25 protein-coding genes are annotated in these 22,758 nt (G+C 62.4%); 22 read left to right on the top strand and 3 right to left on the bottom strand.

The window, feature by feature from the left end:
- Positions 1 to 241 precede the first annotated feature (241 nt).
- From dnaK to radC, 11 genes are all read left to right on the top strand, one after another.
- Positions 242 to 2,170 (top strand): molecular chaperone DnaK, encoded by a 1,929-nt coding sequence (gene dnaK / locus VFG26_RS05955; protein WP_325023235.1) that lies wholly within the window; start codon positions 242 to 244, stop codon positions 2,168 to 2,170.
- 156 nt (positions 2,171 to 2,326) lie between these two features.
- On the top strand, positions 2,327 to 3,472 hold the full coding sequence (gene dnaJ / locus VFG26_RS05950) for a molecular chaperone DnaJ (RefSeq protein ID WP_325023232.1): 1,146 nt from the start codon (positions 2,327 to 2,329) through the stop codon (positions 3,470 to 3,472).
- Positions 3,473 to 3,565: 93 nt separating this feature from the next.
- A complete protein-coding gene (locus VFG26_RS05945) occupies positions 3,566 to 4,165 on the top strand; it encodes an NAD(P)H-dependent oxidoreductase (protein ID WP_325023230.1) in 600 nt (199 codons plus the stop codon).
- Positions 4,166 to 4,173: 8 nt separating this feature from the next.
- Positions 4,174 to 4,875: an orotidine-5'-phosphate decarboxylase gene (pyrF, locus tag VFG26_RS05940; protein WP_325023228.1), complete on the top strand. Its 702-nt coding sequence runs from the start codon at positions 4,174 to 4,176 to the stop codon at positions 4,873 to 4,875.
- A gap of 165 nt (positions 4,876 to 5,040) precedes the next feature.
- Entirely contained in the window at positions 5,041 to 6,081 is a 1,041-nt protein-coding gene (locus tag VFG26_RS05935; RefSeq protein WP_325023225.1) for a murein L,D-transpeptidase family protein, read from the top strand.
- Between the two features lie 120 nt (positions 6,082 to 6,201).
- Positions 6,202 to 6,489 carry a DUF1330 domain-containing protein gene (locus tag VFG26_RS05930; RefSeq protein ID WP_325023224.1) on the top strand — a complete coding sequence of 96 codons (288 nt, stop codon included), beginning with the start codon at positions 6,202 to 6,204 and terminating at the stop codon, positions 6,487 to 6,489.
- A 100-nt stretch (positions 6,490 to 6,589) separates the two neighbouring features.
- Positions 6,590 to 7,318 carry a tRNA (guanosine(37)-N1)-methyltransferase TrmD gene (gene trmD / locus VFG26_RS05925; RefSeq protein WP_325023222.1) on the top strand — a complete coding sequence of 243 codons (729 nt, stop codon included), beginning with the start codon at positions 6,590 to 6,592 and terminating at the stop codon, positions 7,316 to 7,318.
- A 139-nt stretch (positions 7,319 to 7,457) separates the two neighbouring features.
- Positions 7,458 to 9,119 carry a L,D-transpeptidase family protein gene (locus VFG26_RS05920; RefSeq protein WP_325023220.1) on the top strand — a complete coding sequence of 554 codons (1,662 nt, stop codon included), beginning with the start codon at positions 7,458 to 7,460 and terminating at the stop codon, positions 9,117 to 9,119.
- Between the two features lie 212 nt (positions 9,120 to 9,331).
- Positions 9,332 to 10,027: a 50S ribosomal protein L19 gene (gene rplS / locus VFG26_RS05915; RefSeq protein ID WP_325023218.1), complete on the top strand. Its 696-nt coding sequence runs from the start codon at positions 9,332 to 9,334 to the stop codon at positions 10,025 to 10,027.
- 185 nt (positions 10,028 to 10,212) lie between these two features.
- A complete protein-coding gene (gene map, locus VFG26_RS05910; protein WP_325023216.1) occupies positions 10,213 to 11,046 on the top strand; it encodes a type I methionyl aminopeptidase in 834 nt (277 codons plus the stop codon).
- A gap of 14 nt (positions 11,047 to 11,060) precedes the next feature.
- On the top strand, positions 11,061 to 11,843 hold the full coding sequence (gene radC / locus VFG26_RS05905) for a RadC family protein (RefSeq protein ID WP_325023214.1): 783 nt from the start codon (positions 11,061 to 11,063) through the stop codon (positions 11,841 to 11,843).
- A gap of 48 nt (positions 11,844 to 11,891) precedes the next feature.
- On the opposite strand, the gene VFG26_RS05900 is transcribed toward radC, so the two are convergent.
- Positions 11,892 to 13,208: an MFS transporter gene (locus tag VFG26_RS05900; RefSeq protein ID WP_325023212.1), complete on the bottom strand. Its 1,317-nt coding sequence runs from the start codon at positions 13,206 to 13,208 to the stop codon at positions 11,892 to 11,894.
- A 141-nt stretch (positions 13,209 to 13,349) separates the two neighbouring features.
- Here VFG26_RS05900 and trxB point away from each other — a divergent pair, with 141 nt between their 5' ends.
- The 3 genes from trxB (at position 13,350) to leuC (ending at position 16,955) form a co-directional block, all read left to right on the top strand.
- On the top strand, positions 13,350 to 14,318 hold the full coding sequence (trxB, locus tag VFG26_RS05895) for a thioredoxin-disulfide reductase (protein WP_325023210.1): 969 nt from the start codon (positions 13,350 to 13,352) through the stop codon (positions 14,316 to 14,318).
- A gap of 150 nt (positions 14,319 to 14,468) precedes the next feature.
- Entirely contained in the window at positions 14,469 to 15,365 is an 897-nt protein-coding gene (locus VFG26_RS05890) for a LysR family transcriptional regulator (RefSeq protein ID WP_325023208.1), read from the top strand.
- A 183-nt stretch (positions 15,366 to 15,548) separates the two neighbouring features.
- Positions 15,549 to 16,955, top strand: coding sequence for a 3-isopropylmalate dehydratase large subunit (gene leuC, locus VFG26_RS05885; RefSeq protein WP_325023206.1), 1,407 nt, complete (start codon positions 15,549 to 15,551; stop codon positions 16,953 to 16,955).
- 63 nt (positions 16,956 to 17,018) lie between these two features.
- Here the strand turns inward: leuC and VFG26_RS05880 are convergent, their stop codons facing one another.
- Positions 17,019 to 17,783 (bottom strand): N-acyl amino acid synthase FeeM domain-containing protein, encoded by a 765-nt coding sequence (locus tag VFG26_RS05880; RefSeq protein ID WP_325023203.1) that lies wholly within the window; start codon positions 17,781 to 17,783, stop codon positions 17,019 to 17,021.
- 170 nt (positions 17,784 to 17,953) lie between these two features.
- Between VFG26_RS05880 and VFG26_RS05875 the strand changes: the two genes are divergently transcribed.
- From VFG26_RS05875 to VFG26_RS05840, 8 genes are all read left to right on the top strand, one after another.
- Positions 17,954 to 18,763, top strand: coding sequence for a class I SAM-dependent methyltransferase (locus VFG26_RS05875; RefSeq protein WP_325023201.1), 810 nt, complete (start codon positions 17,954 to 17,956; stop codon positions 18,761 to 18,763).
- Positions 18,764 to 18,834: 71 nt separating this feature from the next.
- Complete coding sequence (locus tag VFG26_RS05870) at positions 18,835 to 19,245, top strand: metallopeptidase family protein (RefSeq protein ID WP_325023199.1); 411 nt, start codon at positions 18,835 to 18,837, stop codon at positions 19,243 to 19,245.
- Between the two features lie 191 nt (positions 19,246 to 19,436).
- Entirely contained in the window at positions 19,437 to 19,940 is a 504-nt protein-coding gene (locus VFG26_RS05865) for a hypothetical protein (RefSeq protein ID WP_325023197.1), read from the top strand.
- A gap of 219 nt (positions 19,941 to 20,159) precedes the next feature.
- Positions 20,160 to 20,591 carry a hypothetical protein gene (locus VFG26_RS05860; RefSeq protein ID WP_325023195.1) on the top strand — a complete coding sequence of 144 codons (432 nt, stop codon included), beginning with the start codon at positions 20,160 to 20,162 and terminating at the stop codon, positions 20,589 to 20,591.
- Between the two features lie 30 nt (positions 20,592 to 20,621).
- The gene (gene leuD / locus VFG26_RS05855) at positions 20,622 to 21,230 is read left to right on the top strand and encodes a 3-isopropylmalate dehydratase small subunit (RefSeq protein ID WP_325023193.1); all 609 of its coding nucleotides are present in this window, start codon (positions 20,622 to 20,624) and stop codon (positions 21,228 to 21,230) included.
- 18 nt (positions 21,231 to 21,248) lie between these two features.
- On the top strand, positions 21,249 to 21,611 hold the full coding sequence (locus VFG26_RS05850) for a hypothetical protein (RefSeq protein ID WP_325023191.1): 363 nt from the start codon (positions 21,249 to 21,251) through the stop codon (positions 21,609 to 21,611).
- Positions 21,612 to 22,007 carry a VOC family protein gene (locus tag VFG26_RS05845; protein ID WP_325023189.1) on the top strand — a complete coding sequence of 132 codons (396 nt, stop codon included), beginning with the start codon at positions 21,612 to 21,614 and terminating at the stop codon, positions 22,005 to 22,007.
- 15 nt (positions 22,008 to 22,022) lie between these two features.
- The gene (locus VFG26_RS05840) at positions 22,023 to 22,235 is read left to right on the top strand and encodes a hypothetical protein (RefSeq protein ID WP_325023187.1); all 213 of its coding nucleotides are present in this window, start codon (positions 22,023 to 22,025) and stop codon (positions 22,233 to 22,235) included.
- Positions 22,236 to 22,244: 9 nt separating this feature from the next.
- Here the strand turns inward: VFG26_RS05840 and VFG26_RS05835 are convergent, their stop codons facing one another.
- Positions 22,245 to 22,742: a DUF2244 domain-containing protein gene (locus VFG26_RS05835; RefSeq protein WP_325023185.1), complete on the bottom strand. Its 498-nt coding sequence runs from the start codon at positions 22,740 to 22,742 to the stop codon at positions 22,245 to 22,247.
- Positions 22,743 to 22,758 lie beyond the last annotated feature (16 nt).

The following is a 22,758-nucleotide window of genomic DNA, read 5'->3' as shown; positions in this document are numbered from 1 at the left end:
CGCCCTGAAAATAGATGATTTTTACAAGACCAGTGCTGACCGCTGTCGTGTAATCGAAAAGGCTAGAAAGTGATCTGTCGCGGGTGGAAGAAGCGTTGCACCCCTTAAACAGGCCCCTATATAACCGTCGGTTACACAATTGAAATCCTGGGGACCGGTGCCTCTAACCTCTCGTTGGGGAGCACGACGGATGCCAAACAGGGTCCACCCGGTCTGCCGCAACTGAGAAGGATTGAGACGAATGGCTAAAGTAATCGGTATCGACCTTGGCACGACCAACTCGTGCGTCTCCGTGATGGAAGGCGGCAAGCCTAAGGTCCTGGAAAACTCCGAGGGCGCCAACACCACGCCGTCTATTGTTGCATTTACTGCCGATGACGAGCGCCTGGTCGGCCTGCCCGCCAAGCGTCAGGCTGTGACCAACCCGACCAACACCTTTTTTGCCATCAAGCGTCTCATCGGCCGCCGCTTCGAGGATCCCGAAGTCCAGAAGGACGTAAAGCTCGTCCCCTATCACATCGTGAAGGGTCCGAACGGCGACGCCTGGGTCGAAAGCCACGGCAAACAGTATTCGCCGCAGCAGATCTCGGCTTTCATCCTTCAGAAGATGAAAGAGACCGCCGAAGCCAAGCTCGGCGAGAAGGTCACGCAGGCGGTCATTACCGTTCCGGCCTACTTCAACGACGCTCAGCGCCAGGCGACGAAAGACGCCGGCCGCATCGCGGGCCTTGAAGTTCTCCGCATCATCAACGAGCCGACGGCGGCTGCCCTCGCCTACGGCCTCGACAAGAAGAAGGAAGCCAAGACGATCGCGGTCTACGACCTCGGCGGCGGCACCTTCGACGTGTCCATCCTCGAAATCGGCGACGGCGTCTTCGAAGTGAAGTCGACGAACGGCGACACGCACTTGGGCGGCGAAGACTTCGACATGGTGCTCGTGTCCTACCTCGCCGACGAGTTCAAGAAGGAGCAGGGCATCGACCTGCGCTCCGACAAGCTCGCGCTTCAGCGCCTGAAGGAAGCTGCTGAAAAGGCGAAGATCGAGCTTTCGAGCGCGCCGCAGACCGAAATCAACCTGCCCTTCATCACGGCCGACGCCTCCGGTCCGAAGCATCTCACGATGAAGCTGACGCGCGCCAAGCTCGAAAGCCTCGTCGACACCCTCATCAACCGCACGAAGGCGCCTTGCGAAAAGGCGTTGAAGGACGCCGGCCTGAAAGCTGCCGAGATCGACGAAGTCGTTCTCGTCGGCGGCATGACGCGCATGCCGAAGGTCCAGGAAGTCGTGAAGCAGCTCTTCGGCAAGGAGCCTCATAAGGGCGTCAACCCGGACGAAGTCGTTGCCATCGGCGCGGCGATCCAGGGCGGCGTTCTGCAGGGCGAGGTCAAGGACGTTCTGTTGCTCGACGTCACGCCGCTGTCGCTCGGCATCGAGACCTTGGGCGGCGTCTTCACGCGTCTTATCGATCGCAACACGACGATCCCGACCAAGAAGAGCCAGACCTTCTCGACCGCTGAAGACGGCCAGGGCGCCGTGACCATTCGCGTGTTCCAGGGCGAACGCGAGATGGCGGCCGACAACAAGCTGCTCGGCCAGTTCGATCTCGTCGGCATTCCGCCGGCGCCGCGTGGCGTGCCGCAAATCGAAGTCACCTTCGATATCGACGCCAACGGCATCGTGCACGTGTCGGCCAAGGACAAGGCAACGGGCAAGGAACAGTCGATCCGCATCCAGGCCTCTGGCGGCCTCTCCGATGCCGACATCGACAAGATGGTGAAGGATGCCGAAGCACACGCCGCTGAAGACAAGCAGCGCCGTGAACTGGTCGAACTCCGCAACCAGACCGAAGCGCTCATCCACGGCACCGAGAAGTCGCTGTCGGAGAACTCTTCGATCCCGGCCGTTGCTGCGATCAAGGGCGACGTCGAATCCGCAATCGAAGCCGCCAAGACGGCGATTGCCGGCGAAGACGCCGAAGCGATCCGCACCGCCTCGACCAACCTGACCCAGATCGCGATGAAGATCGGCGAAGCCGTCTACACCGCCAAGGGTGGCGCTGAAGGCGTCGAAGGTGGCGAGGCCTCGGCCGAGAAGAAGTCGGAAAGCGGCGATGACGTCGTCGATGCTGACTTCGAAGAAGTCAAAGACGACAAGAAGCGCTCAGCTTAAAGTTCGAGCTCAAAACCGCCCTCAGGCCCCCGGCTCTCCACAAAATGGAAGGCCGTGCTGGCCTGAGGGCGAAAAATTGAGATAAAACGCTTGTTATAGTTGCGACCATTCGCCGACCAGCAACTTTTCACCCAACGGGTCATAGAACAGCGCATCATGGCTAAGCGCGATTATTATGAAATTCTAGGCGTCAAGCGGACCGCCACCGATATTGAGATCAAATCCTCCTATCGAAGCCTCGCCAAGGAATGTCATCCCGACCGCAACGCGGGAGACAAACAGGCCGAGCAACGCTTCAAGGAGCTGAACGAAGCCTACGAGGCCCTGAAGGATCCCCAGAAGCGCGCTGCCTACGACCAGTTCGGTCATGCGGCCTTTGATGGCGGCATGGGCGGACGCGGCGGTCCGGGATTTGGCCCCGACTTCGCTTCTTCGATGTCGGACATCTTCGACGATCTCTTCGGCGAGTTCATGGGTGGACGGCGCGGCCAAGGCCGCTCCCGCACCGGCCGCGAGGCTGGCGCCGACCTTCGCTACAATCTCGAAATCACGCTGGCCGAAGCCTACAGCGGCAAGACCGCACAAATCCGCGTCCCCGCGAGCGTCAAGTGCGAGACGTGCTCGGGCTCGGGCGCCAAGCCCGGAACGAAGGCGAAAACCTGCACCACCTGCGGCGGCGTCGGCAAAGTCCGCGCGAGCCAGGGCTTCTTCACGATCGAGCGCACCTGCCCCCATTGCCAGGGCCGCGGCGAGATGATCGACGATCCGTGCGCCGACTGCTCGGGCTCCGGCCGCGTGCAGAAGGAGCGCACGCTTTCGGTGAACATTCCGGCCGGCGTCGAGGACGGCACGCGCATCCGCCTCGCCGGCGAAGGCGAAGCCGGTCTCCGTGGCGGTGCCCCGGGCGACCTTTACATCTTCCTCTCGATCAAGCCGCACGAGTTCTTCCAGCGCGATGGCGCCGACGTCTTCTGCAAGGTGCCGATCTCGATGACGACTGCCGCGCTCGGCGGCCAGATCGAGGTGCCGACGCTCGAAGGCACCACCACACGCGTCAAGATCCCCGAAGGCACCGAGAGCCGGAAGCAGTTCCGCCTGCGCGGCAAGGGCATGCCCGTGCTTCGCGCCAAGGTCTCAGGCGACATGTACATCGAGGTCGAAGTCGAGACCCCGAAGAATCTGACACGCCGGCAGCGTGAGCTCCTGGAAGAATTCGAGCGCGCAAGCCATAAGGAAACAAGCCCGGAAAGCGCCGGTTTCTTCTCGCGGGTGAAAGAGTTTTTCGAAGGCAAGAGCAGCTGAGCGCCCGTCCGGAGCAAGAGTGAGGCCCGATCTTGCTAACGGTCTGAAAGCCGCTAGGGTCGCCCTTCTCTAAATCCGGACATTCGAAGGCCCATGACAGCATCTGCCTCATCCGACCCGCGCCTGCTCTTCTTCGCCGGCAGCGCCCGCCAGCACTCGATCAACAAGCGGCTGGCGAAACTGGGCGCGATGATCGCGGAAGCCAACAGCATTCCCTCGACGTTCGTCGACCTCGCCGACTATCCGATGCCGATCTATCACGGCGACCTCGAAGCGGAATCAGGCCCGCCCGAGAACGCCGTGAAGCTGAAGAATTTGATGAAGGCCCATACCGGCATCTTCATCGTCAGCCCCGAGTACAACGCCTCGTTCTCGCCGCTCCTCAAGAACGTCATCGATTGGGTGAGCCACACCCGCGAAGATGGCGAGGCGCCGCTCGAAGTTTTTAAAACGCGCGTCTTCGCACTCGCTTCCGCCTCAGGTGGCGGTCTCGGCGGCCTGCGCGGCCTGACGCAATTGCGCATCGTGCTCGAACTCGGCACCGGCGCCCTCGTGCTGCCCGAGCAGTTCGCCCTGCCCCGCGCGCGCGAAGCCTACGACGATCATGGCCACTTGAAAAACAAGGACCAGACCGAGCAATTGAAGGTCGTCATCCAGAAACTTGCACGCGCCGCCCGCGTGCTGCACGGCTGAGCGAGCCCATGATCGATCGCGCCACGCGGGACAAACTCATCGTCGCTCTCGACCTGCCCAGCTACGACGAGGCGCGCGCGCTGGTCGATCGCTTGGGCGACACCGTGAGCTTCTACAAAATCGGGCTTGAACTTCTGTTTTCCGACGGCCTGTCGCTGGCACAGGAGCTGAAGCAGGAAGGCAAACGCGTCTTCCTCGACCTGAAGTTCTTGGACATCGGCAACACGGTCGAACAGGCCGTGCGCGCCGCCGCCAAGCTCGGCGTCGACTTCATCACCGTGCACGGGACCGACACCAAGACGCTCTCGGCAGCCGTGCGCGGACGCGGCGACACGAACCTGAAGCTGCTCGCCGTCACCGTTCTGACCAGCCTCGATCAGTCCGACCTCGACGAGCAGGGCATCGCCGCAACGCCGGCCGGTCTCGTCATCGGCCGCGCCCGCATGGCAGAAAAAGCGGGTTTCGACGGCGTCATCGCCTCGGGCCAGGAAGCCGCCGCCGTCCGCGCCGAAACCGATCCGCAATTCTTGATCGTCACCCCCGGCATTCGTCTCCCCGGCGCCGATGCCGGCGACCAGACACGCGTCACGACGCCGGAACAGGCCTTGAGCTTTGGCGCCAACCACTTGGTTGTCGGCCGCCCGATCAACGCCGCGCCCGATCCCAAGGCCGCCGCCGAGACGTTCCTGAAGCACATCGCGAGCGCCTGAAAGGTCGTCAGCGGGCGCCCGATTTTTATGGTGCATACGCACTGCCATACCTTCGCCCACCTCTGATCACGCCAAACCCACACTCCCGGTTTACCCGGCATTAACCGTGCAGAGGACTAGATCCCGGACGGCCTTCAGAATGAAAGTGGGCGGGGTTTCACGAGCGTGTTGCGTTGTCTTTGGCGTTTGACCAAGCAGGTCCGGTTGCTTGGCTTGATGGTCGTTGCGGCTCAATTGGCCCTGCTGCAGCCCCATGCGCGCGCCGACGAAGCCGCTGCTGAAAAGCCGCTGCCCTCGATCGTCGAAGCCGCCCTCATCATGAAGGAAATCGTGCCGGAAGCGCCGGTCTATATCCGCGTCTTCAAGGAAGAGTCCGAGCTCGAAGTCTGGAAGGCGCGCCCCAACGGCCGCTACGCGCTGGTGAAGACCTTCCCCATTTGCAATTGGGGCGGAACGCTTGGTCCCAAACGCATGACCGGCGATCTCATGTCGCCCGAAGGCTTCTACGGCGTCACGCCGGGCGCGATGAAGCCGGACAGCAAATATCACTTGGCCTTCAACATCGGCTATCCGAACGCGCTCGACCGGGCGCTCGGCCGCACGGGCGGTTACATCATGGTGCACGGCGACTGCAAAAGCGTCGGCTGCTTCGCCATGTCGGACAAATACATCGAAGAGATCTACGCCTTCGCGCGCGATGCGTTTAATGCGGGCGAAACCTTCATCCCGGTTCACGTTTTCCCGTTCCGCATGTCGGCCGAGAACATGAAGCGCCACACCGATAATCCGGCGCGCGATACCTGGAAGCCGCTGAAGGAAGCCTATGACGACTTCGCCCGCACCCGCGAGCCGCCCAAGATCGGCATGTGCGGCAGGCGCTACGTCGTCAATTCTCTGACGCCCGTCGGCAACGATCCGAACGCACCCTGCCCGACCCTCATTGGCAAACGCATCGCGCCGCTGTCACCCCGCTCGGCGAAACGCCTCGTCAAAGCCGACCCCAAACTCGAAGCCCAAGGCCCGAAGCTGAAGGTCGCGCAGCCGGCGAACACCGGCTGGTCGTCCTTCGTATCGGGCTCGATGTTCGGCTGGGGGACCACGACGACGACAACCCCGAGGACGACGGTCGCCTCCGCCCCGCGCAAGCCCTCGCAGAACGAGAGCGATGCCGCCCTCGGCGCCGTCCAGCCCATCACCGCCCGCTAACCGGCGTATCGCCGATCCGCCGATAGTGCCCAGTTGCCGAAACCGGGCCGGTCCGGCTATGGCTCCTCACCTGAAAATCTGGCTTGGCTCGAAGACAGGGCCCAAAGGAAAGAGATCGCAATGCCGAAGGGATACGTCATCGCCCACGCTACCGTCACCAACCCGGACAAGTGGGCCGAGTACGTGGCGAAGTCGAAGATCGCTCTCGACAAGTATGAAGGCAAGCCGATCGTCCGCGGCGGCAGAAGCGAAGTCATCGAAGGCAACGGCACGACGCGCAACGTCGTGCTCGAATTCCCGAGCTACGAGCACGCGCACGGCTACGCGACCTCGCCCGAATACGCTGAAGCTAAGGCGCTGCGCCAGGGCGCCGGCACAATCGACATCACCATCGTCGAAGGCGTCTGAGACGACTTTCGCGATAAGCTCACTCTTCCATCCCCGGGGCCATCCCCGGGGATGCTCCAACCGAGACGTCCAACCGAGGCGTCGAACCGAGTCCGGCCCCATGCCTCACTTCCCTGCCAATGATGGACGCCCGGCATGGCGCGCACTCGTGCTGACGCTGTTTCCGGAAATGTTTCCGGGCCCGCTTGACGTCTCGCTGCTGGGGCAAGCCCGCGCCGCGAACATCTGGTCGCTCGATACGCTTCAGATCCGCGACTTCGGCCTCGGCCGCCATCGGCAGGTGGATGACACGCCCGCAGGCGGCGGTGCCGGCATGGTGCTGCGGGCCGACGTTCTGGGCCCAGCTCTCGATTATGCGCAGGCCCTCTCACCCGATGCGCCGCTCATCTACCTGTCGCCACGCGGCACCCCGCTGACGCAAAGCCTCGCGCGCGATCTCGCCGAAGGGCCGGGCGTGACGTTGCTCGCCGGCCGCTTCGAAGGCATCGACCAGCGCGTGATCGACGCCCGAGGCCTCAAGGAGATTTCGATTGGCGATTACGTGCTGGCGGGCGGCGAACTCGCCGCCATGGTCCTCATCGAAGCCTGCGTCCGCCTGCTGCCGGGCGTGCTGGGAGCGGCCGAGAGCCTTGCCAGCGAAAGCTTCGAGACCGGACTTCTCGAGTATCCCCAGTACACTAAGCCCCGTGACTGGGAAGGCCGCGCGATCCCCGAGATCCTCACGTCCGGCGACCACAAGAAGGTCGCGGAGTGGAGACGCCGCCAGTCCGAAGCGTTGACCGCGAACCGCCGGCCGGATCTCCTGCGCCCCACCCGCTCCTCAAAGTGACGGCCAGCGCCGCTTCGCCTTTGCATGGCCCGGATTTCTTGCGCAAATGCGCCGGGAAGAGATTCGCCGGCATGCCTCGGAGGCGTTCGCGAATAGGGCTCTTCAGGCCACGTGCGCGTTGCCATTTGCGAGACGGCGAATGAAGATCTTCAAGAACCTTTTGCTGGGTGTTTCGGCCTCGGTGCTCGTCAGTGAGTTGCTGATAGCATCACCAATCCGCGCCGAGGAGGCCACCCCGCCTACGGAAGCGGCGGCTCCCGCAGAGACCCCCGCCGCGACAGCGACCCCAGCGCCCGACGTTCAAGACGACGCCGTTCTAATGGCCGTGCGCGCAAAGCTTGCTGCCGAACCGGCAGCCGATGAGGAACGCGACCGCAAAGATCATTCGGCACTCATCGAATTCTATAATGCCCGCCACGGCGAAGCGCTTTGGGTGATGGCGTCGGGCCTGAAACCCGAAGCCAAAACGCTGGCGACCGAGATCGAAAATGCGGACAGCTATGGCCTCGATAAAGCCCGCTTTAAGCTGCCCGAGCGCACGAACGGCGACCTGACCGCGACCGATACGGACGCGCTCGCAGCGGCCGAAATCCAATTCTCGAAAGCCGCCCTTCTCTACGCCCGCGACGCGCGCGGCGGCCGCATTCCCGATCCCGCCGGCATGCTCTCGACAAACCTCGACCGCCGCCCGCAGTGGATCGAGCCCAAGATCGTCATCGACGCGCTGGCGCAAACGCACGAACCCGATGCCTATCTGCGCAGCCTGCAGCCGCAGCAACCGCAGTTCGAAAAGCTCCGCCAGATTTATCTCACCATGCTGTCGAAGGATGGCAAGGACGGTAAGCCCGGCCAGCTCAGCCCCGCCGCCAAGCGCATCCGGGCGAACATGGAGATGTGGCGCTGGATGTGGCTCAACATGGGCGACTTCTACGTGCTGAACAACATCCCGGAGTTCATGCAGTACGTCTACAAGGACGGACAGATCATCCGCTCCGAGAAGATCGTCGCCGGGATGCTCGACAAGCAGTCGACGATTTTTTCACGGCCCTTGAAGCATGTCGTGCTGCGTCCGGCTTGGCGCGTGCCCGAAAGCATCATGGTCAACGAACTTTGGCCGAACCTCATCCGCGGCGGCGGCATGATGCGCCAGTACGGGCTGCAGATCCGCACGAAGAATACCGACAAGCTTGTCGACTATCGCAGCATCGATTGGTCCACGAGCGACATTCGCGACTATGTCGTGATGCAGCCGCCGGGGGCGAAAAGCGTGCTCGGCCACGTGAAGTTTTCATTCCCGAGCCAGCACACGATTTACATGCATGACACGCCGGACAAATGGATGTTCAAGTCGGCGCAACGCACGCTGAGCCATGGCTGCCTGCGCGTGCAGAAGCCGATGCAGCTGGCCGAAATGATCCTCAAAGAGGACAAGGGCTGGGATGCAGCAAAAATCGCCGAACTCGACCGGTCCGGACCGTTGAACAACGAGATCTCGATCGAGAAGGAAATCCCGATCCACCTCGTCTATTTCACGGCCTGGGTCGGCGAAGACGGCAAGCTCAAAACCTTCCGCGACGTCTACGGCCACGAGAAGCGCATCACACTCGCGCTCGACGGCAAGTGGGAGAAGATCAGCAAGGGCCGCGATCACCTGGCGCCGGTTGAACCCTCGTTCAACCCGGCCGCGGTGGCCGCACGCAGCCAGAATTTGAACAGCGACTACCCGTACGGGCCGCCGTCGAAAAAGAAGAGCGCAAACGTCACCGACCTGATCGGTAATGCCTTGGGCCTGAGCTTCTGATCAGGCGCGAGCCAGAAACTTTGCCGCATCGCGGTCTGATCGCCGCGATAGGCTCTGCGCCCACTCGACAAAACGAGCCTTCTCCGCTATCACGCGCCCAACAATAATTCCCACAAACGGGGCGCCCTTTATGGGTTGCATGACCGGCTCGGGTCCTGATGGATGCCAAGCTGATCCTCTGCGTCATCAAATAACTAAACGGAATCAACAAGATGAACATTATCCAGCAGCTCGAGCGCGAGCAGATGGACGCCATCCTCGCCAAGCGAGGCGTCCCCGAATTTGGTCCCGGCGACACCGTCAAGGTGATGGTCAAGGTCGTCGAAGCCGCTGACGACCCGAAGGACAAGAAGAAGAAGGGCGCCGTCAAGGAGCCGACGATCCGCTTTCAGGCTTACGAAGGCGTCGTGATCGCGCGTTCGGGCGCCGGCCTCAACGAGAGCTTCACCGTCCGCAAGATTTCCTACGGCGAAGGCGTTGAGCGCGTATTCCCGGTTTACTCGCCCTACATCGGCGAGATCGAAGTTATCCGCCGCGGCAAGGTCCGCCGCGCCAAGCTTTACTATCTCCGCGGACGTCGCGGTAAGGCTGCCCGTATTTTCGAACGTACGGACGCACGCGCCCGCCGCCTGAACGCCGCCTGGAAGGGCTTCAAGAAGCCGAAGGGCGAGGCCGAGGATCTGACGCAGATCAAGGGCATCGACATCGACCTGCAGAACCGCCTGAAGCAGCTCAACTGCTACAAGGTGGAGCAGATCGCGAACCTGTCGGACGAAGACATCGCCAACCTCGACGAGACGCTCAACCTCAAGGGCGCGATCGAGAAGCAGGACTGGACCGGCCAGGCACAGCGTCTCCTCGCTGAGCTGACCGCCGCCGAAGTCCCGGCCGAAGAAAACAAGGGCTAAGAGCTAACGCAAGGCTCATGGAATGCTAAAATTCAAAGCGCCGGAGAACCTCTCCGGCGCTTTTTTGCTGAGCTTTCGCACGGGAAGTGCCGCACAGGGACGCAAGGCATTCCGCCGGAGGCGATTTCGCACTAAGTATAGAGGCATCAAGTAAAAGCCATCAGCCCGGCGCGGCGTGGAGTAGTATGTCGAACATCGAAGTTTCAAAGACGGCCAGCCGCGACGGCAAAATCCCGTTGCACGGACCCGAAGCCTTCGCCGCCATGCGTAAGGCGGGCCGCCTTGCAGCCGAAGCACTCGACATGCTCGTCCCCATCGTCCAGCCCGGCGTCACGACGTCGGAAATCGACGAGCTGGTGCTCTCCTTCGCGCTCGACCACGGCGCCATTCCGGCAACGCTGAATTACCGCGGCTATCGCTACGCGACCTGCACGTCCATCAACCACGTCGTCTGCCACGGCATGCCCAACGACAAGCCGCTGCGCCCGGGCGACATCGTCAATATCGACGTGACGCTGATCGTCGACGGCTGGCACGGCGACACGAGCCGCATGTATGCCGTGGGTGACGTCTCGCGCCGCGCCGAGCGCCTGATGCACGTGACCTACGAATCGCTGATGCGCGGCATCGCCGTCGTGAAGCCCGGCAACACCACGGGCGACATTGGCGCCGCGATCCAGCGCTTTGCCGAGGGTGAGCGCTGCAGCGTCGTCCGCGACTTCTGCGGCCACGGCCTCGGCCGCGTCTTCCACGACCGCCCGAACATTCTCCATTACGGTGAGCCGGGCGAAGGCACTGTGCTCGAGCCGGGTATGCTCTTCACGATCGAGCCGATGATCAACCTCGGCAAGCCGCACGTGAAAATTCTGGCCGACGGCTGGACAGCGGTGACGCGCGACCGCGAACTCTCCGCGCAATTCGAGCACACCGTCGGCGTGACGGAAACCGGCTGCGAGATCTTCACCGAAAGTCCTGCCGGGCTGCACTTCCCGCCCTATGGCGCCCGCGCTGCCGCTTGATGGAGTGACTGTCGATGTCGCGCTCCGATGGATTTCGCGACAAGACAAGCGCCGCCGAGCAAGCGACTTTCTTTTCCATCACGGCTGAGGCAAAGGCCGAACCCAAGACCGAGCGAAAGCCCGCGCCGGACGACAAGGCGGGCCATCGCCAGCGTCTGCGCGAGCGCTTCCAGAACGGCGGCGCCGACGCCGTACCCGATTACGAACTGCTTGAGATGATCCTCTTCCGCGCCTTCCCGCGGATCGACACGAAGCCGATCGCGAAACGGCTGCTCGCAAAATTTGGATCGTTCGCGGACGTCATCAACGCCGCCCCCGAACGCCTGAAGGAAGTCGAAGGCGTCGGCGATCGCGCGGTCGACGAACTAAAGCTCATCAAAGCCGCGGCCGAACGCTTGACGAAAGGCCAGATCAAATCCCGGCCCGCTCTGTCGTCATGGGACGGGGTGCTCGACTACCTGCGCCTCGTGCAAGGTTTCGAGACGCGCGAGCAGTTCCGCATCCTGTTCCTCGACAAGAAGAACCAGCTCATCGCCGACGAAGTGCAGGGACGCGGCACGGTCGATCACACGCCAGTCTACGTGCGCGAGGTCGTCAAGCGCGCGCTCGAACTCTCGGCGTCGGCCATCATTCTCGTGCACAATCATCCATCCGGCGATCCGACGCCTTCGCGCGCCGACATCGACATGACGAAGCAGATCATCGACGCGTCGCGCCCGCTCGGTGTCACCGTTCACGACCACATCATCGTCGGCCGCAACGGCCACGCGAGCCTCAGAGCCCTGCGCTTGATCTGAGAATCCCCCTCCCCCTTGCGGGGAGGGGCTAGGGGTGGGTTTTCTGTTCTAGCCGCCCGCTTTGTCGATCGCGCTATCCTTCCGCGTATCGCGCATCGTCGCGTAGACGCACAGCGAAACGAGGATCGAGCCCGTGACGTACCAGTAGAAATAGTGCTCGTTGCCGAGGTGCTTCAACCAGAGCGCCATCCACTCCGCCGTGCCGCCGAAGACCGCCACCGTGACCGCATACGGCAAGCCGACGCCCAGCGCGCGCACCGATGTGGGAAAGAGTTCGGCCTTCACGACCGCATTGATCGCCGTGTAGCAGGACACGATAGCGAGTCCCGCCATCACCAGAAAGAACGCATGCAATGGATCGCTGACGCCCTGCAGCGTCGTAAGAATGGGCACAGTGCAGAGCGATCCGAGCACGCCGAAAGTGATCAGCACCGGACGGCGCCCGACGACATCCGACAGCGCGCCGATCGCAGGCTGCAGCAGCATGTAAAGAAACAGCGCCGATGCCGAAATCATCGTCGCCGTATCTTTCGAAAAGCCCGACGTGTTGACGAGAAATTTCTGCATGTAGGTCGTGAACGTATAGAACGCGAGCGTTCCCCCAAGCGTCAGCCCGACGACAATCGCGACTTCGCGCGGGTGTTTCATCAGCGCCGAGATCGATCCTTCGTGGCGCTTCGCGCGCTTGAAAGAATCCGTCTCCGCGAGATCGCGGCGCATCACGAAGGCGATAATGGCGAGAACCGCGCCGATGACGAACGGGATGCGCCAACCCCAGTCTTCCAGTTCCGCCTGCGTCAGCACGAACTTCTGCAGGATGATCAGCACGAGCATCGCCGTCAGCTGCCCGCCAATCAGCGTCACGTACTGAAAGCTCGAATAGAACCCGCGGTGCTCGGACGTCGCCATTTCTGACAGATACGTGGCGCTGGTGCCGTACTCGCCGCCGAGGCTCAAACCCTGGATCATCCGCGCGCAGAGCAGAATGATGGGCGCGGCGACACCGATCGTTGCATAGACGGGGGTCACCGCAATGAGCGCCGAGCCAAAGCACATCAACAGCACGGATGCAGTCAGCGCCACGCGCCGTCCATGCCTGTCCGCCATCCGTCCGAAAAACCACGCCCCGATCGGACGCATCAGAAAGCCGACGGCGAAAATCGCAGCCGTGTTCAAGAGCTGCGCCGTCTGATTGCCTTCCGGGAAGAACGCTTTGGCGAAATAGAGGGAAAAAGCCGCGTAGACGTAGAAATCGTACCACTCGACGAGATTGCCCGAAGAGCCCACCAGAATAGACTTGATTCGTTGCGACAGGCTGAGCCCTGCCTGAGGCTTCATGTCTTGCACGCGTCCATTTCTCCCCATTTGGCCGCTTCTGCCCGCGCTGTGCCTGAGTGCCGCACATATCGGCGTAACGCGGACGCCTCCCCTGGCGACATTGACGATTGGCAGACGGCCCCCCTAATTAGCACCCCTGATTGCCCCGCGACGGGCCGGAGATTGAGCATGACCAAAAAACCGCATCACGCGAAGGTGATCGTCCTGGGCTCCGGCCCCGCAGGCTACACGGCTGCGATCTACGCCGCCCGCGCCATGCTCGCACCGACCCTCATTCAGGGCACACAGCCCGGCGGCCAGCTCACCATCACGACCGATGTCGAGAACTATCCGGGATTTGCAGATCCGATCCAGGGCCCCTGGCTCATGGAGCAGATGCAGGCGCAGGCCGAGCACGTCGGTACGCACATCGTGATGGACCACATCAACAAGGTCGAACTGCGCAGCCGTCCGATCCGCCTCGAAGGCGATAGCGGCGACACCTACACGTGCGATGCGCTCATCATCGCGACGGGCGCGCAGGCGCGTTGGCTGGGGCTCAAATCGGAAGAGCATTTCCAGGGCCACGGCGTATCGGCGTGCGCAACGTGCGACGGCTTTTTCTACAAGGGCAAGGAAGTCGTTGTCGTCGGCGGCGGCAATACCGCGGTCGAAGAAGCGATCTTCCTTACGAACTTCGCAAGCAAGGTGACGCTCATCCATCGCCGCGATTTCCTGCGCGCCGAGAAGATCCTGCAGGAACGCCTGTTCAAGAACCCGAAGGTCGAGGTCATCTGGGATAGCGTCGTCGAAGAGATCGTCGGTACGCATGCGCCCAAGTCCGTGACCGGCGTCGTGCTGAAGAACCTCAAAGCCGGCATGACGTCCGAATTGCAGACGGACGGCGTCTTCGTCGCGATCGGCCACGCCCCGGCGACCGAGCTCTTCAAGGGCCAGCTCGAGATGAAGCCGTCCGGCTATCTGATCACGGCGCCCGATTCGACGGCGACGGCGATCCCCGGCGTGTTCGCAGCAGGCGACGTCAAAGACGAAGTCTTCCGCCAAGCGGTCACCGCCGCCGGTATGGGATGCATGGCTGCACTTGAGGCCGAGCGCTATCTGGCAGCCGTCGAGAACCAGGCCGACGCGGCGGAATAGGCCGTAACGGCGGTTCAATCTGCTTAACCGGCGCGACAAGAGCGCCCTCGGCGCCCCACCGCGCCGGGATTCTGCCATGCTTCTGTTGCATTGCGTTTAGCGCATAGCTAAATGCAATGACCCACCAACTGCCCTAGCAGGTCTCCGAGAATGGATTGGGATAAGCTTCGCATCTTCCATGCGGCCGCTGAGGCTGGCAGCTTCACGCACGCCGGCGAACAGCTCCATATGAGCCAATCGGCCGTCAGCCGGCAGATTTCCGCCCTGGAAGCCACCCTCCGCGTCACGCTCTTCCATCGCCATGCGCGCGGTCTCGTCTTGACCGAGCAGGGCGAGCTATTGAACCGGACCGTCGCGGAAGTCTTCGCCAAGCTGCAGACGGCTGAGACCCTGCTGTCGGATTCGACGACCAAGCCTTCGGGCGATCTCCGCATCACCGCGCCGATCGGCTTCGGCACGATCTGGCTGACGCCGCGCCTCAGAGAGTTCGGCGAGCTTTATCCCGAAATCCGCGTCGAGCTGATCCTCAACGACGATCAGGTCGATATCGGCATGCGCGCGGCCGACGCTGCGATCTGGACGCGCGAGCCCGAACAGGCCGACCTCATCCGCCGGCCGCTGTTCGAAAGCCGCGTGCGCGCGTTTGCTTCCGCCCAGTACGTGCGCAAGTACGGCGCGCCGAAAAGCCTGGAAGACCTCGATCAGCACCGGATCATCGGCTACACCGGACCCTCCGCGCAGCACCTGGACGCGATGTCCTGGATCGAGACCGCCGGCCGCAACGGCCCGGGCTCGTCGCGAGAAGCGGCGCTCCGGGTCAACAGCGTCGTGGCGATCAAGTACGCCATCCGTGCCGGCATCGGCGTCGGCATGATCCCGGACTACCTGACCGAAGAGCAGACCGATCTCGTACCCGTGCTGACGGAGATCGAGCAGCCCTCGCTCAACATGGTCTTCGCCTATCCGGAAGAGCTGAAATCCTCCAAGAAGGTGCAGCTGCTCCGCGACTTCCTGGTCTCCAAGATCTCGAAGAACAGAAACAATTAATCAGCCCGCCAGCTCTGTCCGTGGTGGGCTGCCTCAGGCGTTAAGCTTTGCCTGCGACGGCCTGAAAACGCTCCGCTCTGCGCTCATGGCAGCTGCGACCAGCGCTGATTTGCGCAAACGGGCACGAGACGCTATCTAACGGGCTCATCCTCATCCGCCGTCCTCCAAAGGCTCAACGAAGTCATGGCAAAAACGCTGTACGATAAAATCTTCGACGATCACGTAGTTGAACAGTCGCCGGACGGAACGAGCCTCCTTTATATCGACCGCCACCTCGTCCACGAGGTCACGAGCCCGCAGGCATTCGAAGGCCTGCGCATGGCCGGCCGCAAGGTCCGCGCGCCTGAGAAGACGCTGGCCGTCGTCGACCACAACGTTCCGACCACGGACCGCACAAAGGGCATCGCCGACGAGCAGAGCCGCGTGCAGGTCGAGACGCTGGCAACGAACGCCCGCGACTTCGGCATCGAGTACTTCAACGAACTCGACAAGCGCCAGGGCATCGTTCACGTCGTCGGACCCGAGCAGGGCTTCACGCTGCCGGGCACGACGATCGTTTGCGGCGACAGCCACACCTCCACGCACGGCGCATTCGGCGCGCTGGCCCACGGCATCGGCACGTCCGAGGTCGAGCACGTGCTCGCCACGCAGACGCTGATCCAGAAAAAAGCCAAGAACATGCTGGTGCAGGTCGATGGCGTGGCACCGCAAGGCGTCGGCGCCAAGGACATCATCCTCGCCATCATCGGCGAGATCGGCACGGCAGGCGGCACCGGCTCCGTCATCGAATACGCGGGCGAAGCCATTCGCGCGCTGTCGATGGAAGGCCGCATGACGGTCTGCAACATGTCGATCGAGGGCGGCGCTCGCGCCGGCATGATCGCGCCCGACGAGAAGACGTTCGCTTTCATCAAGGACCGCCCCCGCGCGCCGAAGGGCGCAGCCTGGGACATGGCGATGAAGTATTGGGAAACGCTGCACACCGACGAAGGCGCGCACTTCGACCGCGTCGTCCGCCTCGATGCGGCGAAGCTCCCGCCGATCGTCTCATGGGGCACGAGCCCCGAGGACGTGGCCGCGATCACCGCCACCGTTCCCAACCCCGCCGACGTGCAGGACGAGAACAAGCGCGTGTCAATGCAGCGCGCGCTCGACTACATGGGTCTGACGCCCGGCACCAAGATGACCGACATTCCGCTCGACGTCGTCTGGATCGGCAGCTGCACGAACGGCCGTATCGAAGACCTGCGCGCCGTCGCCAAGATCGTCGATGGCAAGAAGATCTCTTCGCGCCTCGCCTACGCGATGATCGTGCCGGGATCGGGCCTCGTCAAAGAGCAGGCGGAAGCCGAAGGTCTCGACAAGATCTTCAAGGATGCGGGCTTTGAATGGCGTGAGCCCGGCTGCTCGATGTGCCTCGGCATGAACCCCGACCAGCTGAAGCCCGGTCAGCGTTGCGCCTCGACGTCCAACCGCAACTTCGAAGGCCGTCAGGGCTACAAGGGCCGCACGCATCTCGTCTCGCCGATCATGGCGGCGGCGGCGGCGCTCGAAGGCCACTTCGTCGATGTGAGAAACTGGCAGGCCTAACGGCCTGCCGAAATCCCGCGTGATCGATCGCTCGCTCGAGCGTTCGATTGCGCGCCTGGGATTTTAAGAGGCCTGCGCGGCGATCTTGCCGTCGTCGTCTGGACCGGCCGCAGCATCGATCGCGGGCTGAATGGCGATCCGCATGCTGGCGATTTCCTCGGGCGTGATTTTGAAGAAGCGATTCTGCAGCTTCTGCCGCGTCTCTGCGAGCTTCAGGCTGCCGCCCAACAGCGTGATCTTGAAATCGCCCGGCGGATAGAGAGCGGGCTTCCCGATCTGCTGGAAGCCCAGCATGTACTTGTAGAACTTCACCCAGTCCGGCCGCGTCGCGATCAGCAGCATCGAAACTTCCGCCGCCTGCGCCGCCGTCAATGCAGCGCGCACGAGGAATGCGTAAAGCGTCGTGCGATAAGACGTGTTGTTGATTTCAGGCTCGATGGACAGCCGCGAGACTTCGACGAGCGGACCATCGGCTTTGCTCTTGATCTCTTTCAGCGCCGGATAATACGAGCCGCAGGGCAACGACGCGATCGTCTGCCAGGGATGGTTGAAGCAAAGGCGGACGCAGCCGACGAGACGGCCGCGGTCGTAGGCCCCGAGGATCACCGTCGTTTTCAGATCGTCGAACCGATCGGTGTATTGGCCGTTATCGCTCGAGACGTCGTAGCCGATCGCCTGATAGGCGCGCAGCCGAAGCGCGGTCGCATCTGCGATGTCGGCTTCTTCGGTGAGGACGCGCAATTCGAACGACTGTCTGTCCCCATGCCAAGAGCCTTCCTCAGGCGGCAGTGACTCCTGCCGGGGACGAAACGACAGCGGTATGGACATGAATGGTATTCTCGAAAGGACTGCGGAGGATTTGTTTTGCTATGTTAGTCGCAGAGATATTGATCCTTTGCTACCCCGCCGATGTGGCAAAAGTTCTTTGAGTGGTATTAGCACCGCAGTCGTTACCCGAGAGCCACGAAGCTGCTCCCCAACTGATGCTAGGCTGCAACATGACAGATGACTTGAGTGCCGTAGTCCGCTCGAAATTCGGACCTGCGGCCGCCGACTACGCGACATCCGACGTGCATGCAAAGGGCGAGAGCCTGGCGCGCATCGTCGAGCTTGTATCGCCACGGCGAGATTGGCGCGCGCTCGACGTTGCGACAGGCGCCGGACATACCGCAGCGATCTTCGCTCCGCACGTTGCAAGCATCATCGCCAGCGACATCACCGATGAGATGCTGAGGGAAGCGGCGAAGCTTGCCGCCTCACGCGGGCTCGCCAATATGACGACGGCAGTCGCGTCCGCCGATGCGCTGCCGTTTCCCGACGCAAGTTTCGACCTCGTCTGCTGCCGCCTCGCGGCGCATCACTTTCCGAGCCTCGAAAACTTCGCCCGCGAAGCCCACCGCGTTTTGAAACCGGGTGGCCGCTTCGCGCTCGTCGATAACGTGGCGCCCGATCGCGAACGCCTTCCCAGCGCCAGCCCCGCTCAAATCAGCGACGCCGTTCGCGCGTACAATGCGTTCGAGACGCTGCGCGATCCTAGTCACGGCTTCGCACCGCCGCCCGATCATTGGTGCGATGTCCTCAGCTCAGCTGGCTTCAAGATCGTGGCACGCGAGCAGATGGAAAAAGAACTGGCGTTCGATGCGTGGGTTGCGCGCATGCGCTGCACGCCAGACGTGATTGCCGAACTGAAGCGAATCTTGGACGAGGAGGGCTCATGCCTGCGATCGTTCCTGAAACCACGGCGCGACCCGCAAGGTGAACTGCATTTCACGCTGCAGGAGTTGCTGCTCGTCGCCTGCAAAAACTGATTGAGCGCATTAGCCTTTCTATTTGCAGCGACCGGACCTATCTCCTGCACTCAGCTTTCCGGAGAGAGCGCATGCCGACTGATTGGACCCACGCAACGCCGCCGACGCTTGCCGATTTCGAAGTTTTGGCACAGGCGGCGTGGATGACGTTGCCGTCCGAGTTTCGCGCGATGGCCGGCGACGTGGTCATCCGCATCGAGGACTTGGCCTCCGAGGATGTCCTCGACGAACTCGACATTGAAGATCCCTTCGAACTCACCGGGCTCTACTCGGGCGTGAGCCTGAACCGGCAGGGCGCGACGCCCGAGACCCGCGAGCCGGACATGGTCTTTCTCTATCGCCGCGCCATTCTCGATGAATGGGCATCGAGCGACGAGGAACTCGGCCATCTCATCGCCCATGTGCTGATTCATGAGATCGGCCACCACTTCGGTTTTTCCGATGAGGACATGGAAGAGATCGAGCAGCAGACGTCCGGCTGATGGCGTCGGGCACGTCGCGGTGGTCACATCAACTTAACCTCCAATATGTCACAAGACAGCGCAGCTTGAGCCTCGGACCGTTTCAGGCCATGTTGTAGGGGCAGGCCGAGCAGGGCATGCGGGGCAATTTCTGAAAGCATGGGCGGATGAGAGCACGGCGATTCATTTGCGGATTCGTCTTGAGCGTAATTTTGGCTTCTTCGCTGGCCATTATGCCGGTCGCCACCGCCCAGGACACGACGACGCCCATTCGTGACGGCATCCCGACGCCCGAGCAGTACGTGGCGACCGTCGGCGGCGAGAGCCACATCGTGCCGCCCGGCGAATTCAAGCTCGACGGCCGGCAGCAATACTGCGGCCAGCGTCCGACCGTGATCGACAACAAGCTCGATGATTACGGCGCCGCCTACCCCGGCTTCCTGATCATGAACCCGAAGTTGCTCGACCGCGTCTCGACGCCCGTGAAGCAGTGGATCTACGCCCACGAGTGCGGCCACCAGTTCCGCGGCCCCGATGAAGAGACCGCCGACTGCTTCGCCGTCCAGCGCGGCCGCCGCCAGGGATGGCTGACACCTGACGGACTGGAAGAGATCTGCACCTTCATCAAGCCCGCCAAGGGCGACAGCATGCATTTCTCGGGCTCCTACCGCTGCGAATACATGCGCAAGTGCTACGCGGACCCCAATATCCGCTGACGCGGGCTGCACCGAGGCCGTCACTGCCGCCCTCTCTCAGCGTCGTCATCCCGCCGAAGGCCGGGATCTGTCCAGGCCCAAGGACTTGGCGTGGACCAGACACTTGGACGGATCCCCGCCTACGCGGCGATGACGTCGGTGGTTAGGCATCGGCCTAAACTTATCCCCGCTCCCTGGGGGGCGCTTACAATCGCAGATCCGACGGCTTGAGGATCTGCGATGCGGTTTGCCGACTACACGACGCGCCTTTCCGAGCTTGCCAAGACCGTTAACCGTTGGCTGGCGCTCGCGGCCCGGCTCGACATTCTGCGGCGCGAAAAGGTCGCGCTTTATGCCGAAGAGGTGGCCGCCACCCTCGCCCGGGCCGCAGCAAGCCTTGCGTCTCTGGAGGTATGCCCCAGCGACCGCGCAGCGCTCCTCTCGGCCACCCGCGAATTGGGCCGCATTTCAGGCTATGTCGAAACGATTGTCGCGACGCTCGAAGATCATCTTGACGGGCGCAAGCGCGCTGGCGTTAAACGGCGCCTAGAACATTTGCAGCCCTTCGATCTCGAGGCCGCCATCCGGGAGTTTGGTGCTTTCCGGCACGCCCGGCGTCTCTCTTCGGCGGAAGGCTATTTCCGGGCGCTTGCGGATACGTTGCGCGCCTGACGGCCAGGAATTTAGCGGAGACTTTGGAATATGGACAAGTTCACGGTTCTGACTGGGGTCGCAGCCCCTCTGCCGATCCGCAATGTCGATACCGACATGATCATCCCGAAACAGTTCCTGAAGACGATCAAGCGCACGGGTCTCGGCAAGTCGCTGTTCTACGAAATGCGCTACGATCCCGCGACCGGCAACGAGATCCCCGATTTCGTCCTGAACAAGCCGCAGTACCGCGATGCGACGATCCTCGTCACGGGCGACAACTTCGGCTGCGGCTCCTCGCGCGAGCACGCGCCCTGGGCGCTTCTCGACTTCGGCATCCGCTGCGTCATCGCCACGGACTTCGCCGACATTTTTTATAACAACTGCTTCCAGAACGGCATTCTGCCGATCAAGCTGCCGCAGAGCGATGTCGACAAGCTGATGGACGACGCGAGCCGCGGCGCCAACGCGCGGCTGACCGTCGACCTCGAGAAGCAGGAAATTCATGGGCCCGACGGCGGCGTCATCAAGTTCGAGATCGACCCGTTCCGCAAGCACTGCCTGCTCAACGGCCTCGACAACATCGGCCTGACGCTCGAGAAGGGCAACGAGATCGCCTCCTTCGAAACGGCGACGGCTTCATCGCGCCCCTGGCTCTAGATTCGGGCATGGCATAGCTTGCTCACGCTTCTGGTCATCAACGTTTTCGCATTGATCATACTGGAAGCGGCGCTTCTCTATAGGCTCCGCGCCATTCTTGCCCGAGTCCCGCTGTCGAACTGGAACCGGCAGGCGGTCTTCGTGATTGCCTCGGTTCTACTATTCACACCGGCCGTCATGCCAGCTGGCATCGGTTTGGCGCTGTTCGTTCCCAATGTCGTGTTTCTTGCCTTCGCGGCGTCGCCGGAGCTGCTTCATTGGTACGGGATCACAGCGTCTCTGTTCGTGCCGTTCATGTTCGTGACGGCAGCCGTGAGCTGGTGGCTTGGCGCCAATGTCTTTCTGACCGCCACTGAGCACGCTGAAACAGGAGAGCCCTAAATGGCCAAATTCGTCCACATGATGATCCGCGTGCTCGACGAGGCGCGCTCGGTGAAATTCTACCAGGCGTGCTTTGGGCTCGAAATCGCCGAGCGCAAGGAATGGCCGGACTTCACGCTGACCTACATGCGGAACATCGAAACGGGCTTCGAGGTTGAGTTGACGGTCAACAAAGGCCGCACCGAGCCTTACAATTTGGGCGACGGCTATGGCCATGTCGCTTTCGTAACGCCCGACCTTAAAGCCGCCCACAAGCGGATCGCAGATGCGGGTTACCAGCCGAAAGACATCAAGACGATGAACTTCGAAGGTGAGCCCTTCGCGACGTTCTTCTTCGTCGAAGATCCCGACGGCTACAAAATTGAAGTCCTGGAACGCGGCGGGCGCTTCCAGTAACGAGCGGGGATGGCAATGGCCGACGACGACTTCAAGTTCGACGCGGCCATGATGGGCCGCCTTGCAGCCGCCTTGTCGTTTATCGTTGGCGGCGATCACGCCGCCACGAAGGCGCTGAAAACCGCATCCGAAACGGGCGCTGAAAAAGACATCAAGGCCGCGCGAACGCAATTCCTGCGGCTAAAGCCCGGCGACCGCCGCGCGGCGCTGACGATGCTGAACGGCTGACGCGGCGCCCTAAAAACGCGAGCCGCGCGCAGCGACCAGCGCGCCACTCAGAGCATCGGCGAAATTGCGCCGCTCGTCGTCGGTCAGAAACTGCCCGAACAGAACTTCCCGGCCCTGCGCGGCAAGTCTGAGCGAGGTGCGCCCGTCGGGCTGGTCGACTGTGCAACGAACACGCGCCCAATAGGGATTGAAGTCGAACTCCTCGCGCTTGCCGGAGGGATGCACCCGCGTCAGCTTCAAAAGCTCAGGCGACAGCTCAACCGTCTCATAAAGCCGGCCCGAGCGGTAGTTGAGCTTGAAGGCCCAATAGATCAGCGCCACGTCGAGGCCGAAAAATCCGCAGACGGGCCAGGCTCCCATGAGGAAGAAGACCATCCCGACCGTGAAGCTGACAAGGCCGATCAGCACCATCATGATCACGAAGCCGCTGGGCGGCAGCGACCTGTGCGGATGAAGCAGAAACTGCGCCGCCGTCGAGGGTTGCTTTTCGGACCAGTTATCGATCATTTCTCGTCGTCCCTGA

The organism is Hyphomicrobium sp. (assembly GCF_035687085.1).
Taxonomy (GTDB): domain Bacteria; phylum Pseudomonadota; class Alphaproteobacteria; order Rhizobiales; family Hyphomicrobiaceae; genus Hyphomicrobium_B.
The sequence above is the reverse complement of the archived record's forward strand: the minus strand, read 5'-3'. Positions and strand labels throughout refer to the sequence as shown.

Bases quoted from the DNA above. Each gene is read 5' to 3' on its own strand.
- dnaK (WP_325023235.1), top strand. From the start codon at position 242: ATGGCTAAAGTAATCGGTATCGACCTTGGCACGACCAACTCGTGCGTC.
- dnaJ (WP_325023232.1), top strand. From the start codon at position 2,327: ATGGCTAAGCGCGATTATTATGAAATTCTAGGCGTCAAGCGGACCGCC.
- VFG26_RS05945 (WP_325023230.1), top strand. From the start codon at position 3,566: ATGACAGCATCTGCCTCATCCGACCCGCGCCTGCTCTTCTTCGCCGGC.
- pyrF (WP_325023228.1), top strand. From the start codon at position 4,174: ATGATCGATCGCGCCACGCGGGACAAACTCATCGTCGCTCTCGACCTG.
- VFG26_RS05930 (WP_325023224.1), top strand. From the start codon at position 6,202: ATGCCGAAGGGATACGTCATCGCCCACGCTACCGTCACCAACCCGGAC.
- trmD (WP_325023222.1), top strand. From the start codon at position 6,590: ATGCCTCACTTCCCTGCCAATGATGGACGCCCGGCATGGCGCGCACTC.
- VFG26_RS05920 (WP_325023220.1), top strand. From the start codon at position 7,458: ATGAAGATCTTCAAGAACCTTTTGCTGGGTGTTTCGGCCTCGGTGCTC.
- rplS (WP_325023218.1), top strand. From the start codon at position 9,332: ATGAACATTATCCAGCAGCTCGAGCGCGAGCAGATGGACGCCATCCTC.
- map (WP_325023216.1), top strand. From the start codon at position 10,213: ATGTCGAACATCGAAGTTTCAAAGACGGCCAGCCGCGACGGCAAAATC.
- radC (WP_325023214.1), top strand. From the start codon at position 11,061: ATGTCGCGCTCCGATGGATTTCGCGACAAGACAAGCGCCGCCGAGCAA.
- VFG26_RS05900 (WP_325023212.1), bottom strand. From the start codon at position 13,208: ATGGGGAGAAATGGACGCGTGCAAGACATGAAGCCTCAGGCAGGGCTC.
- trxB (WP_325023210.1), top strand. From the start codon at position 13,350: ATGACCAAAAAACCGCATCACGCGAAGGTGATCGTCCTGGGCTCCGGC.
- VFG26_RS05890 (WP_325023208.1), top strand. From the start codon at position 14,469: ATGGATTGGGATAAGCTTCGCATCTTCCATGCGGCCGCTGAGGCTGGC.
- leuC (WP_325023206.1), top strand. From the start codon at position 15,549: ATGGCAAAAACGCTGTACGATAAAATCTTCGACGATCACGTAGTTGAA.
- VFG26_RS05880 (WP_325023203.1), bottom strand. From the start codon at position 17,783: ATGTCCATACCGCTGTCGTTTCGTCCCCGGCAGGAGTCACTGCCGCCT.
- VFG26_RS05875 (WP_325023201.1), top strand. From the start codon at position 17,954: ATGACAGATGACTTGAGTGCCGTAGTCCGCTCGAAATTCGGACCTGCG.
- VFG26_RS05870 (WP_325023199.1), top strand. From the start codon at position 18,835: ATGCCGACTGATTGGACCCACGCAACGCCGCCGACGCTTGCCGATTTC.
- VFG26_RS05860 (WP_325023195.1), top strand. From the start codon at position 20,160: ATGCGGTTTGCCGACTACACGACGCGCCTTTCCGAGCTTGCCAAGACC.
- leuD (WP_325023193.1), top strand. From the start codon at position 20,622: ATGGACAAGTTCACGGTTCTGACTGGGGTCGCAGCCCCTCTGCCGATC.
- VFG26_RS05845 (WP_325023189.1), top strand. From the start codon at position 21,612: ATGGCCAAATTCGTCCACATGATGATCCGCGTGCTCGACGAGGCGCGC.
- VFG26_RS05840 (WP_325023187.1), top strand. From the start codon at position 22,023: ATGGCCGACGACGACTTCAAGTTCGACGCGGCCATGATGGGCCGCCTT.
- VFG26_RS05835 (WP_325023185.1), bottom strand. From the start codon at position 22,742: ATGATCGATAACTGGTCCGAAAAGCAACCCTCGACGGCGGCGCAGTTT.